Source organism: Acetobacter sp., from assembly GCF_047723915.1.
In the GTDB taxonomy this organism is placed as follows: Bacteria; Pseudomonadota; Alphaproteobacteria; order Acetobacterales; family Acetobacteraceae; genus Acetobacter.
The window spans coordinates 1-12,389 of record NZ_JBDOBQ010000014.1; the positions used below are offsets into that span (position 1 = coordinate 1).

Genomic DNA, 12,389 nt, shown 5'->3' on the forward strand with positions numbered 1-12,389 from the left:
ATAAAAAACGGGAACTCTCCTTTTGAGTGGATACAAAAAGGGGGGCACGTCAGTGGCCATGAGTGCTGCCATCCTTCTGATGGATGACCAGAGTCATGTGCTCCGGGTCTCCATGGAATTCGTGACAAATCCTTCTGGCAAACTCTTTCAGTTGGGCGTCTGTCATGGGTTCATCGGGATTGAACGCGATGTGACGCAGACCGTAAGTTAGTTTTTCCCGTTTTGCTTCTCGCATAGCATCATGAAGCAACCAGTCTGACCCGATCATGATTCTTATGGCTTCATTTTTTGGGCCATGGAGAACATGTCGGGCAATGGCGTCGGCACCGCTTTTTGTCCTGATCCGACTCTCCTGAATAATCATGGCTCACGACCCGGACAGCTTTCAATGAAGTGTCTTGGCAGACCGGGCGCACCTGCGCCGGGGTGGGCGGCTTCGTGATTGTACCAGAAGTCCGTCAATCTGATGCAGTCTGTCCTCAAGTTCGATGAGTGTTTCCCCGTAGTGGATATGGTCACCACAATGAGCGGAGTGGGCCAACTGATTCAGATTGTTGCCAATGCGTGAGAGGGCATGACGCAGACTGCGAAGTTCTGAGCCGACCTGCTGGCCATCGTCGCCAGCCAGTTCAGAGGTCGTCAGGAGTGCCCTGATCCAATGGGCGGTGGTGGCGTGACCGAGGTGGCGGGCAACGCTATTCCAGCGTGCTAATTCAGAAGGACTGGCTCTGACAGAGAGGCGGGAAGTTCGGGTAATCGGCATAACAAGGTTCTCCTTAAAGGGGGTCAACGGGGGAAGTATTCCCCCTTGTCAGATGTTGAATGGGTAGCCATTCAATACTGCTGGCTCCCTGTAAGGGTAACCTATTCAGATACCTGATTTCCGAACTTTCTTTTTATACGAAAGAGACTGTCACCATAAGGCTTTCAGAAAGGCATAATGCACTTGGGCGGATAGGTCAGGGCTTCAATAACTTGCTGAAGATTGGCAACGTCAATTCCGCTTGTGTAGTTCATGGTTCCTTGAGATTTGTGGGATGCTTCATGTCCCAGAACAGTGTCGATCCACAACCCTCTGATATGAGCTTCCTGATTGCGCAAACGGGTGGAAACGGTATGGCGGAAGGAATGAAACGTCACATCTTCGGGGATGCCAATGCGCTTTTTGTGCTTCGAAAAAGCCCGAGCAAAATTGTCTCCACGCTCACCTGTCGATGAAACCGTGAGGTCAGGAAACAGGTAGTGCTCCCCGGTATCCCTGAGCAGGTCGAGCCCTTCCATGGTGAGCAGGTGCGAGTGAATGGGAATGATCCGTGTGCCCGCTGATGTTTTGGGAGACCAGTTGTCCTCGGGGTGCGGGCGGACATGAAAGCACGGAACCCCTTCAATAACGTCTATATCCTGCTTTCTCAGATTGCAGATTTCGCCCAGACGCATTCCCGTGAACATGCCAACGTTGATGATCCCCGCCCATGTGGCTCGGGAAACCGATGTGCCATTCCATGGCGTGTGGGCAAGCAGTGTCAGCTCATCATCTGTCCAGCCTCGCCGTACGATCTTCTTTGTGATGTTGAAGTCCCAACCAGCCCACGGATTCCGGTCAGCCATTTCTCGTTGCACAAGATGCATCCATAGAGCGGACAGACGGGAGAAATGGTTTTTCACAGTCTTCCCGCTGACGGTTTCCTGCCCACGTTCGCGGGCTTGCGCAACGGCTTCACGGATGGGGAGGCCGGTTCCTCCTTTGCCGTGTGTTGCCGGGAGATCAGAGAGCAGGTCGAAAAATTCCCCAGCAACCGTGCCCGTGATCTGTTTCACCGGCATGTCCCCGAAGGCTTCAATAAAGAGGTCCACGGTTTTGCGTGTAGATTTTCTGGTATCTTCGCTCTTGTCTTTGTCTCCAAAGACAAACTTTTCTGCCATGATAGACAGAGGTGGAGAGGTTGGTTTGCGGGCTTTGGGCTGTTCATCTTCAATCGCGCTTCCGGCTGGTGCATCTGTCGAACCAGCGGAGCGATGTTTGCCCAGATCGACAATCAGGGTGGAGAGGCTCTTGATCTGCTCGCGCAACATGTCCTTTTCTTTTTTGCTCACGGCTCTGTCCGTAAAGACTTTCTGCATCATGCTCTGAAGCCGGGCTTCCAGTGCCTTGAGTGAATCTGTGGCGAAAGAGATGAAAGCGCCTTCCTTCTGCGCCTGATCCATCAGGGTCATGGCGTGATCGGCTTGCAGGGCGCGTTTTTCGGCCCGGAAGGCATCATCGGCAAGGGTGAGGAGTTCTTCCTGTTCCGCGATGATTTTGCCCTGTTCGGTCAGGAGAGCAATCAGTTCCTCGCGTGACAGGTCAGTCTCCATCGTCTTTGCCTTCTCAAAAAGTGCGCCGGTTCGGGCGTAAAGGGCTGCTGCCCGTTCACGGGCCACCAGCTTACTCTGAGTCTGCAAGGAGAGAGAAATTTCGGTTCGGCCCAGTCTGGCCTGAACGGCAACGGGCACAGCACGGCGGAAATGGTAATGAGACCCGATAAGGCGGAGCATCTGCGGGATTTTCCCGTTCTGGGAAGACAAACGGGAAAATCCCGCAGACCCGTCAAATTCTCATTTTACTGTTATATTTCAAGTGGTTAGTGGTGCGAACTGCGGGACTCGAAAGTCAAGAATCCCGCAGTCTCCTAAATAACATACTGATATTAAAGACTTTTATAATCCTGACGTGAAGGAAATTGTAGAAGACCTTCGTAGAAAATCAAGACCTTTCTGTCAGGAGGCTTCCTGCTTCAGTGTCTCAAAAATACTGGTCTGGCGTGTAAACTGGTTTTTCTGTTGCATGGACTGAACACGCCTGACCAATGTGGCTAAAGACACACCAGCAATGGAAGAGGCATGTCTGTAACTTTTCCCTGATGCTAAAAGATCAAGAGCATGTTGCACTTTTGCAGAACTGGCTTTGGGTCTGCCTATGGGACGACCTGTTTTTGTTCCATATTTCTGAGCATGGTCTATGCCACTTCTAATGCGCTCATTAATCGTCTCGCGTTCATTCTGGGCAATGACAGACATCAACAGATAACTGACACGGCTTGACCTGTCTGACGTATCCACACCCTCTGTCAGACTTCTGACTGTTATCCCTTTCTGATCAAATTCTTCCAGCAATCGTGCGAGATGGGCTGTCCTTCTTCCAAGCCTGTCCACCTTCCAGACAGTCAGAACATCCCCCTTGTTTAACAGAGACAGCAAACTGTTTAACTGTGGCCTGTCTTCTGTTGCACCGGAAATGATATCCATGAAAATTCTTTCTTTTGGAATCCCGGCTTCCAGCAATCGACTGACCTGCATATCAGTCGACTGATCTCTGGTGCTGACACGTGCATATCCATAAATCATTGCACACCGCCAAAGACATGCAGGGCTGTCACTCTGTCCGCAAGGAAATAGCGGGCCAGATAATCTCCCAATGCATAATCATCAGCAAAGTAGCTCTTCAGGACAGAAGCACAGCCACAATCAAGGTCAAGATTGAAATAGGACATGCGATTTTTGCCATCCCCCTTTATGATTTCAATGTCCCTTAAAACGCTTTCCAGAAAAGCCACTATGAAAACGGATAACTGGTCTTCGCCATATTTTTCAATAAGCTGTGGAGCGAGCACGTCCAGAATATTCTGGATGGCATCAGAATGATATAAATCCAATAATTTATAGGCTTGGTCTTCTATCGTGCCTTCAAGCTTGTTGCTTTCGGAATATACCGGGAATTCACGCAATGCGGAAATATAGGCTTCCTGCATTGTTTTTGTAATTTTGGATGATTGCAGGAATGTCCTAAAGTCTTTGACATATCCTGGTGCGATGTCATCAAATCCCTCAACAGGTGAAAAAATATGATGGACGGTCAGGTTTTTAGTGCGGAATGTAATTTCACTCATAAAATATCTCCTTAAATTGTTAATCAGGGATTATTTTCTAAAATACTTTTGAATATACAATATTGAATACGATTTTCCCTTTGTATTTATATGATAAGGGTTATGTATTCAAAAAGTCAAGTTTTTGAAGCAGTATTTATTTAATTATTTTAAATAAAATAGATTTATTTCCAGTAATCATGTCTTTTTAATTTTTGGCACTCTCTCACAAGGAAGAAACTCTGTTTCTGACTTGTCACGCACAAAGCAGGGGAACAGGAGATTTGTAAAATCTCCGGCGTGCGTATGGTGCCTAGATTTTTAAAATATTCTCATGGCTTTCAACCTCTGAATTATTCTGTTTCACCCATGTCATGGCGTTATTTGTTTCCTGAAGAATTTTCGCATTTTCCGCGTCCATCTTTCTGTTCTGCCAGTCGATGAATTTGTTTTTCAGATAGTCCGTATTTTTGGAAACCATCTGTGTCAAAACATCCTTTCCATGCAGGTTCAGAAAATACTCAAACGTAACAGGAATCCTGTTCTGTTGGGCATGTAACTTCTGATGATTCCTGTAGGATGCCCTGTATAAAAGGAAGCTCTGAAACAGGATATTTTCCTGCTGATCATCACTCATCATGTTCCATGTCGCATCACTGATGGGAGCAGGAAGTCCAAAATTCATGGCAATGGGATAAGGCTTGTTTCTGATAGTCACAGACCCACCAAAAAACAGGCTTAGGAACAGTTCCACCAACAAAAGCAGAATGTTGCTGTCAATGCTGTTGGTGCATTGGTCAAGCCAGTATTGCTGGTCTTTAAGGTTCTGATAGGCTCTGCGATAAAAATACCAGTCTTCCTGTTTTGTCTGTTTCAATCGTGCTTTTATGTCCTTGATATAATCCGGAGTAATCAGAATAATATGGGATAGACTGGCAACGTGGGTGACGCCTCTGTTCAGCTTTCCAGTGCTGATAGCCTTTGCAAAATTTTCCCCTGTGATGACAGGATTTGAACCTGTTGCTGTGCGATGGTTTCGAGCAACTGCTGTATCTGGTCGATGGGTGAGGGTTTGTCTCCCACTTCTGCCAGTAAGCCCAGGATTTCCTTTGCTGTGCTGTTGGCTCCAGAGGCTTCCTGATAGGTCTGTTGATAAAGAGTGATTCTGTTTTTCTGTTCGTTTTCCTTCATGATTTTTCTCCTTTTTTGCATTTGAATAGAGGGGTAAATTAATATGATTAAAGTAGGTTCTGGCTTGTTCCATGGTCATTTTCAGAGGACGTTTATGTCCACTGGCTTTTGAGCCAAGATTGACCAGCCTGTTAAAGGCATGAACGTTACCTGACTGGTCAATCACAACAGGACCTTTCTCGCCCATACAGATACGACAGTTAAATTGTGCCAGTTTTGCCATGAGTAATTCGGGTTTGTATTTTTTACAGCCAGTCAGAACAAGACGGGCAAGACCAGCCTTATCAATATGGGTGCGTTCCTGTTGAGCACGTTCCTGGGGCTTTAATCGGGCTTGAGGCTTCTGAATTTCCCAAAGACCTGCATCTCTTAAACGTTGTGCTTGGGCTGTTTTCCCTTCTGCTTCCAGAGCCTTGATGACCGAACGATTATGGGCACCCGGTGTTATGGCTTCCCCTGTGCGAAGTTCTGCCAGTCTGTTGATTTTCTCGCGTCTGGCATGGTCATGATCCATGCGAAGACAGGAGCCGGATGGAAGGAGCAGGGAATAAACCCTGTGTCTGTGTTCCCTGCCATGTTTGACATGGATGGATTCAGAGAAGGGCTGTTTTGTCAGAGAAAATTCTTTCTCGTAATCCTGCCAGTAGGCTTCCCATTCCTGAGCCGTCCAGTCCTTCGCAGGGTCAGCGTGAACATGGTAGAGAGGTTTGGAGTGGCTGGCATAGCGTCCAATGTTCGTAAGCTCTTTAATCTGGTCTGTAATGCCCTGCTGAACCAGACCACGTGACGCCCCTGCAAAGGTCGCATCATTCTGCTTTTTGTCATCGCGGAGATGACGCCAGAGGTTAGACCCTCCCTTGCCTCGGGTGGCTCCTCCAATCATCCATGTCTCTCAAGCTTTCTACGTAGGGTATCAAGATTGAGCACAGCCTGACGCACATCAGGAATAAGTTTCTCGGCCTCCTCATGCGCCATGACATGACCATCCTGACGTGATTTGATGGCATACTGAACCAATGCTCCACACAGTTCAGCCGTGCTTTCCCTGAGCCTGTAAAGTTCCTTGATGTATTCCGGCTTGGGTGGTGTGCGTGGACTATAGGCTTTGACTGGCTTGATCCTCTGATATGTATCAGAGGGATAAAGAGCACCAGCCAGACACTCACGGACCAGACTGTTGGCTGTGATGTCACGTTGTCTGGCATGGTTTATGATGCACGCATATTGCTCATCATCCAGACGAACCAGTAATGATTTTTTCAGTTTTCTTTTTTCACTCATGCAATGGGTCTCCTGCTTAAATGGGGGTCAACGGGGGAAAAGCATTTTCCTCCTTGCCAGCTACCAGAAGACGCGAAGCGGATACTGGTATGGCTGGCTATATTCAAAAGATAACAAAGGAGATGGCAAACAAGATAAGAAAACAGACAATAAGGAAAAAAGGTATTTTACAGGTATAATGCAGGTGATTTTTATAAAATGTGTTTCTTGTCTGGAAACTTAAACAGCATTGTGTGTTGATGAAACATTATAAAAATAGGGAAACAGTCAACATTAAACACTGTTGACTATGAAAGAGAAAACATAAGGAAAGGTCAAGCGGGAACGCTGTTGACTGCTTCCTGATTTTTCTGTTGGCGTGACTTCTTGCGAACAACCTTGCTGACAGCCTCTTTCAACGCATAAGCATGGTTTTTGAGTTCTGCCAGGTCTTCAGGACTATCCTGGATAACGTCCAGTAAGGTGCCAAGGTCCTGGAAGATGGAAGGAAGGGTTGTAATCTGTCTTCTGACACGTTCCCTGTTCACGGCTTCACTGGTGACACGCCACCATTCCAGAACCTCAGCCTTTTCCTGCGTGGTGCATTTATCCAGAATGGCACTTGAAACCATGGAATAACGGCAGGGGAAAGAGCCAAGGGTTTCCTTGATGGCTCGCTTCTTTTCAGGGCTGTAGGTCCAACGACTGATTTCCCATTTGGGTCTGGCTTTGTTCTCTAATAATCGAAATTGCATGGTAAAATCTCCTTATAAAATAAATAGTCAACATTTTATGAACGTGACGTTCAAATATAATTATAAATAAATATCAGGAATAATTTCAAATATATTAATTCTATTATTTGATATTATATAATCAACAGGATTGCATGGTGATGTGTCATGCTGTTGTTTGCAGGATACTCAACACGAGAGAGCCACCAGAATATGGTTCATCAGCCTATCCCGAGAGACGACTTTTCATCGTCGCGCCAGAAGCTATAGTGGCTGGATAAACATTTGTCTGACCCATTCAAGGTGCGTATCCTGATGTCTGCTCTGTCTGAACTGCTTGATCCCCTTCGTGATTCTGCTGTGAGTGAGAGAGTCACCCATTTTGATGGCTGTCATTGTCAGCTTAGAAACTATAAATAATTTTCCATCACTGGATATCTTTGATGATTAATCAAATTGATATTGAAATAGAAAAAATCCGTAATAAGGAGCTTTCTGTTTTTGCGAGAACAATTAACGATGCAATGAAAAGCTGGGAGACATACAAGGTGTTGCAGAAAAGCAGTATGTTTTTTCAGTCAGTTTTTGACAGAAGCAGTGCTCTTCATGCATATAATAACATTCAGTATTCATTAATTATCAATACATGGATGTCACTTTTTAAACTCTGGGATAAAAGAACGAGAGGTAAAGAGAACGTCGTATTTTCTCGGATATATACATTAATCAAGCCCAATACATTTCTTTTGCATGTTTCTCAGATATATAAAAATGATAACATAATAGAAAAATATAGGATAAACATCGATTTTTTTATAAGAAAATATGATAAATATACTAATGGAGAGAGAAAAAATTTATATAAAGAGTTTGAGGGGATTAGGAATGAATTTATTGCTCATGCTGGACCAGATGGTTTGTTGACGTATGAACATACCCTTAACGATCTTGATGAATTTTATCAGGATTCTATAAAAATGATAGAATCAGTTTATATAATATTTAATAATTTTATATCTTTTAATGATATTTGTCACTCTTATCAGAAGCAGGCAGAGAAATTAGTAGATATACTTAGACAATCAACGACATAAAAATTATATGACTGGCATTATGTAAATTTTAATGTTTTAAAAATTAATAATGTTTTCCTCTGAAAACTGTTGCCAACGGTGAGCCGGAAAAGGAATAATCTGAGCCGGTTCATCAGTGGCTTTTTCATACTTTGCAACCAGTTCTCCGGCTAACTCCCTGCCAATACGGGTAGCAGAGTTCAGGAACAGGTTCATGTCTTTCCACTGACAGGTTTCCATCCAGGCCGTATCAAGATTAAAGGCTCTACAGCTACTTTTGATCATGTAGCTGTCAAAATCCACCCTGTAAGCCCTGATGGTTCTTCCTTCAAGCAGACTGACAATCTCAGGGTAAATCTCCGGCCATGTGGAGACCTTGTTATTATCCATACTCGCACCATACTGGAGCACGTCTTTGGTCATGTGATGGTAGTTGCTGGCTCCCTTTGCAATCGCCACAGAAGGCTTGCAGAAACGATTAAGCACCAGTTGCCCCTTATGGTCTGTAATCGTAATCTGAAGCACCTGGTCATGGGGTCCCTGACCTGTTGTTTCCACGTTCAGCACCAGATGCGTTTTTGCGTGAATTTTCTTCCTTTCTGACATGGGACACTGAGCCAGTTTTCCGGGTCTTTCTATCTGTCTCAACAGGGCTTTCAACGCCTTGTCAGTGTCCAGACTGGTCATGAGACGGGAAAAATCATTGTTCCACCACAACATGGAAATCTCTGCGGGTTTCAACCCTTCCCATATGGCTCTGAGAGTGGCTTTCTGAACCTGTGAAAACGATTTACGACAATCACCCAATGCGGGCATCAGCATCCTGTCATAGGTAAAATCCATGCCTTTTTTGATGATGAAAGGCTGAAGATAAGGTTCAACCAGTTGTTCCAGCACTGTGCGTCTGTAGGCAGTTCTATCCTGAACTGTATCAGGAACCTCTATGAACTCAGGAAACATCCAAAGAATGTCACGTCCCAACTCTACCAGTTTATTGACAACAGCCGTTCTTGGGGCATTCACCATGACAAAATCACGAATGTAGAAACTGCTACTATATCCGACTTCACGCGCAGAAGAGAAACAACGCAGGTAACGTCCAGCCAAAGGACAGGAACGATTATCCGGGATTCTGATGCCTTCAGATAACAGGGAAAAAACAGTGCTGTAATTTATCATAATATTACTCCATTCAATAACTCCTTAAATATACGTTATTTATAAACTATATTTATAGGTATTGCAATATTTATATGTATTTATATAAATAAATATATCAAATAGTTATAATATTAATGGGGATAATCAACGAGTTTGTTTGTTGTTTCAGTGGTGTGTTTTGCATGAAATGGTCAACAGGATTTTCTGTTGACTGATAAGAGAAAAAACACAGCAAGGTTCAACAGGAAACCTGTGCGACTATGTGTTGAAAAAATCAGAAATAGACAAAATACCCTGGATATCATTCGAAAACAGGTTTGCAGGAATAACCCGGATGGGAAAGCATCGGACATGCTGTTTCAACGAGCAATAAGCCACGGAGAGAAACAGAACAGACTTTCAGGGAAGATTATAGCCTTCACGGGAAAACCATGCTTCTACGGTTCATTTATGGAGGAAACCGGAAGTTCACTACAAAATAAAAAAATCTGTAGTGACCTTTGAAACCAGAAACAGGTTTTCCAGATGAATCTGGTGAATCAGATAAAACGCGAAATAAGCCACACAGAGACACGCAACAGGAACGAAGGGTATAATCTTCCCCTGTCGGGTAAAAACTCTCTCCACGGGTCAATTATGGAGCTTTACGGGGGATATGGAACGAACCTGATAGAGTGAATCACAAGAAACAGAAAAAATGAGCTTGATTCATCTGAAAGTGATATGGAAAAAGAAAAGAACCAAAAGAAATAAAGAAAAAAAAGAATGTTGGGTGGATTTCATAATCCATAGTTATCCGTCCACACCTGTCTCACGTCAAAAACAAAACCAGAACCTTACAAAACTCCTGATTTTTTCATTCTGTAATAAGTTGCTCTGGAAATGTTCAGGGCTTCCCATGGTTTGGAGACTGACAGATTATTGTCCGCAAGCCATGCTTCTCTGCTTTGTCCCTGACTGGTTGGTCTTTCCACATTTCCCTGTTCATGACGTTTTGTGCGTTTTCTGAACAATCTTTCCTCATGGTCAATGAGAACGCTCAGATGTTTCATTTCCTCGCGGGAAATGCCTAATTTCTGAATGATGGTCTTTGTGCCAGTCGTGTAGCCCTTGTGTCGTTTTTTGGCTGAATAGTCCTGACCGGCTTTCTTGTAGAGGGTCTGCATGGCGTTGTGCATATGTTTGGCAATATATCCCTCATCAATCACGCCTTCAGCCCATTGTTCCAGATTGGAGGGAAGATTGTCAGGATTGGATATCTGAGCCAGCAGGATGCCCGCTTCATGGCAGAAAATATCACATTCCCCTTTGCGAACTGGTCCCCTGTAGCGCAGGAAGCCAAGCGTTTTCAGGTCACACAGTCCTTTCTTGGCCCATGAGGCCCATCCCTTGAAACCCTGGGCTCCACGTTCGTCAGGAACAAGCGCATTGGTTTTCCTGCGAGCCAGATATTCAACTCTGGCTTTTTCACGTCTCTCCTGTCTGGCTATCTTCTGTTTTTTGTAATCCTCGTATTTCTTTGGAAGAACCATGTCGCACAGATTCGAGAAGTCATAGAACTGACCTCTGTAATCAAGGAACTCGCATCGATGACGCCTTGGATGATGGGAGTTCACACTCCCAGGAAGACGAAAGACACGTGAAAAATCATAGGTTGCCTGGTCTGCTCCCCATGGGATGAATTTTCTTAACAGTTCTCTGTGGGTGGCCTGAAAGCGTCCCTTGCATCGTGCTGGAACAGGACATTCAAACGTATAATGCAGATAAATCCCTCTGCCAGAACTGAGGATATTGGAGGGACGGGGGATATTGTTGTCATCACAGAACTTGAGCAGGATTTCATAATTCTCCCCAAGGTCATGATATTGAATGGTGGGGTTGGTTTCATATTTGTAGCAATCAAGATCGATGCAGATATGGTCAAAAACCGCGACAAACTCGCCCCTGCGACTGCATTTGTAAAACCAGTTCATGGAGATATAGGAATCTTCAATGTCCTGGGCCATGTCAAAAACGGTTTCGTATTCCGAGATATGGTAAGGTTTATCCCACCATGTTCTGCCTTTTGCATCAGGCTGTTTTAATTTCTGACCCATGATGAAAAACAGATTGGCATTGTAAGGCATGAACCTTTTCATTCTCCAATCGTATGGATATCTGTCGAGGGCTACTTCAGGTTTTTTAAATGCTAATCCCATAAAATTCTTCTCCTTTAATCAGGATGAAGAAAAAATCACGAGAACTACATTTTTTTACTTGACTAATTCATTTAAATACTACATAATCAATTCATAAAAACAGTGCTTGTTTTGCTCTCGGTGGTTTCGTCTCCATCGCATTTGTTAAAGTCAGATGTTTCTTGCATCTGGCTTTTTCCATTATTAAAGCATGAAATGTTAATTTATGCAAGTAAAATATAAACTGTAGTTATATACACATCATAAAATTGATAAATATGTATTTTTACTTGACAAAATACCCAAGATTGTGCATGATGAACTTACACAAAACAGTAGTTTGGATAGATTAGTTCCCCATCTGTGTTATGGAAGCCAGATTCTCACAAGTCTGGCTTTTTTGTTGTCCGGATTTCAGAGCATCTTTTGTTAAACTGGTTGTTGAACCATTCTTTGCAATATCCAGTCTTCCTTGCTTGTTTTGCTGTCATACTGGTTGGACAGGTCTGTTCAACAGGGAAGGAAACATATGGAAGACACTACGAAAACATGGGGCATCAGGGGAATTTCTGCTGATGTCCGGCAAGCTGTCATTACACAGAGCCAGAAGCAGGGCATGAAAGCCGGAGAGTGGCTGACATTGGCTATTCTCGAAAAAATCAAACAGGACAGAAACGCAGGGAAAGCCTTGGTGGCTTCCAATGGGAAACCTGCTGTCAGTGCAGAGGATGCCTCTGCTGTTCTGGCTTTGCTGGAACGTCTTCAAGGTATGGGGATTGAACCTCCTGAGCGCATGAAGAAGCAAGCCACCATGCTGGTCAGGAAGTGCATATCCTCCGTCAGAAAAGGAACATCAGCCAGACAGGAAATGGGAGGTGTCTGACTGAT

The 12,389-nt window shown here is 44.5% G+C and carries 12 protein-coding genes; 2 read left to right on the plus strand and 10 right to left on the minus strand.

Annotated elements, in window-relative coordinates:
- Nucleotides 1-49 precede the first annotated feature (49 nt).
- The 8 genes from ABF990_RS08965 to ABF990_RS09000 form a co-directional block, all read right to left on the minus strand.
- A complete protein-coding gene (locus tag ABF990_RS08965) occupies nucleotides 50-364 on the minus strand; it encodes a hypothetical protein (protein ID WP_415506556.1) in 315 nt (104 codons plus the stop codon).
- A gap of 21 nt (nucleotides 365-385) precedes the next feature.
- Complete coding sequence (locus ABF990_RS08970) at nucleotides 386-763, minus strand: plasmid mobilization protein (RefSeq protein WP_415506557.1); 378 nt, start codon at nucleotides 761-763, stop codon at nucleotides 386-388.
- Nucleotides 764-927: 164 nt separating this feature from the next.
- Nucleotides 928-2,535, minus strand: a complete 1,608-nt coding sequence (locus ABF990_RS08975) for a DUF6538 domain-containing protein (RefSeq protein ID WP_415506558.1) — start codon at nucleotides 2,533-2,535, stop codon at nucleotides 928-930.
- A gap of 222 nt (nucleotides 2,536-2,757) precedes the next feature.
- A complete protein-coding gene (locus ABF990_RS08980; protein ID WP_415506559.1) occupies nucleotides 2,758-3,384 on the minus strand; it encodes a recombinase family protein in 627 nt (208 codons plus the stop codon).
- Nucleotides 3,381-3,926: a hypothetical protein gene (locus ABF990_RS08985; RefSeq protein WP_415506560.1), complete on the minus strand. Its 546-nt coding sequence runs from the start codon at nucleotides 3,924-3,926 to the stop codon at nucleotides 3,381-3,383. Before ABF990_RS08985 ends, ABF990_RS08980 begins: the two co-directional genes overlap by 4 nt.
- A gap of 292 nt (nucleotides 3,927-4,218) precedes the next feature.
- Entirely contained in the window at nucleotides 4,219-5,979 is a 1,761-nt protein-coding gene (locus ABF990_RS08990; protein WP_415506561.1) for a hypothetical protein, read from the minus strand.
- Nucleotides 5,976-6,377, minus strand: coding sequence for a hypothetical protein (locus tag ABF990_RS08995; RefSeq protein ID WP_415506562.1), 402 nt, complete (start codon nucleotides 6,375-6,377; stop codon nucleotides 5,976-5,978). Before ABF990_RS08995 ends, ABF990_RS08990 begins: the two co-directional genes overlap by 4 nt.
- 314 nt (nucleotides 6,378-6,691) lie before the next feature.
- Complete coding sequence (locus tag ABF990_RS09000) at nucleotides 6,692-7,111, minus strand: hypothetical protein (protein ID WP_415506563.1); 420 nt, start codon at nucleotides 7,109-7,111, stop codon at nucleotides 6,692-6,694.
- A 422-nt stretch (nucleotides 7,112-7,533) separates the two neighbouring features.
- Here ABF990_RS09000 and ABF990_RS09005 point away from each other — a divergent pair, with 422 nt between their 5' ends.
- Nucleotides 7,534-8,184 carry a hypothetical protein gene (locus ABF990_RS09005; protein WP_395582538.1) on the plus strand — a complete coding sequence of 217 codons (651 nt, stop codon included), beginning with the start codon at nucleotides 7,534-7,536 and terminating at the stop codon, nucleotides 8,182-8,184.
- Between the two features lie 36 nt (nucleotides 8,185-8,220).
- Here the strand turns inward: ABF990_RS09005 and ABF990_RS09010 are convergent, their stop codons facing one another.
- Both ABF990_RS09010 and ABF990_RS09015 read right to left on the minus strand, forming a co-directional pair.
- The gene (locus tag ABF990_RS09010) at nucleotides 8,221-9,342 is read right to left on the minus strand and encodes a hypothetical protein (protein WP_415496662.1); all 1,122 of its coding nucleotides are present in this window, start codon (nucleotides 9,340-9,342) and stop codon (nucleotides 8,221-8,223) included.
- Nucleotides 9,343-10,160: 818 nt separating this feature from the next.
- Nucleotides 10,161-11,522: a hypothetical protein gene (locus ABF990_RS09015; RefSeq protein ID WP_415496661.1), complete on the minus strand. Its 1,362-nt coding sequence runs from the start codon at nucleotides 11,520-11,522 to the stop codon at nucleotides 10,161-10,163.
- 508 nt (nucleotides 11,523-12,030) lie between these two features.
- Between ABF990_RS09015 and ABF990_RS09020 the strand changes: the two genes are divergently transcribed.
- Nucleotides 12,031-12,384 carry a hypothetical protein gene (locus ABF990_RS09020; protein ID WP_415496660.1) on the plus strand — a complete coding sequence of 118 codons (354 nt, stop codon included), beginning with the start codon at nucleotides 12,031-12,033 and terminating at the stop codon, nucleotides 12,382-12,384.
- The last annotated feature ends 5 nt before the right edge of the window (nucleotides 12,385-12,389 follow it).

What these genes read in the sequence shown, in the direction of transcription:
- ABF990_RS08965 (WP_415506556.1), bottom strand. Translation starts at nt 364, where the DNA reads ATGATTATTCAGGAGAGTCGGATCAGGACAAAAAGCGGTGCCGACGCC.
- ABF990_RS08970 (WP_415506557.1), bottom strand. Translation starts at nt 763, where the DNA reads ATGCCGATTACCCGAACTTCCCGCCTCTCTGTCAGAGCCAGTCCTTCT.
- ABF990_RS08975 (WP_415506558.1), bottom strand. Translation starts at nt 2,535, where the DNA reads ATGCTCCGCCTTATCGGGTCTCATTACCATTTCCGCCGTGCTGTGCCC.
- ABF990_RS08980 (WP_415506559.1), bottom strand. Translation starts at nt 3,384, where the DNA reads ATGATTTATGGATATGCACGTGTCAGCACCAGAGATCAGTCGACTGAT.
- ABF990_RS08985 (WP_415506560.1), bottom strand. Translation starts at nt 3,926, where the DNA reads ATGAGTGAAATTACATTCCGCACTAAAAACCTGACCGTCCATCATATT.
- ABF990_RS08990 (WP_415506561.1), bottom strand. Translation starts at nt 5,979, where the DNA reads ATGATTGGAGGAGCCACCCGAGGCAAGGGAGGGTCTAACCTCTGGCGT.
- ABF990_RS08995 (WP_415506562.1), bottom strand. Translation starts at nt 6,377, where the DNA reads ATGAGTGAAAAAAGAAAACTGAAAAAATCATTACTGGTTCGTCTGGAT.
- ABF990_RS09000 (WP_415506563.1), bottom strand. Translation starts at nt 7,111, where the DNA reads ATGCAATTTCGATTATTAGAGAACAAAGCCAGACCCAAATGGGAAATC.
- ABF990_RS09005 (WP_395582538.1), top strand. Translation starts at nt 7,534, where the DNA reads ATGATTAATCAAATTGATATTGAAATAGAAAAAATCCGTAATAAGGAG.
- ABF990_RS09010 (WP_415496662.1), bottom strand. Translation starts at nt 9,342, where the DNA reads ATGATAAATTACAGCACTGTTTTTTCCCTGTTATCTGAAGGCATCAGA.
- ABF990_RS09015 (WP_415496661.1), bottom strand. Translation starts at nt 11,522, where the DNA reads ATGGGATTAGCATTTAAAAAACCTGAAGTAGCCCTCGACAGATATCCA.
- ABF990_RS09020 (WP_415496660.1), top strand. Translation starts at nt 12,031, where the DNA reads ATGGAAGACACTACGAAAACATGGGGCATCAGGGGAATTTCTGCTGAT.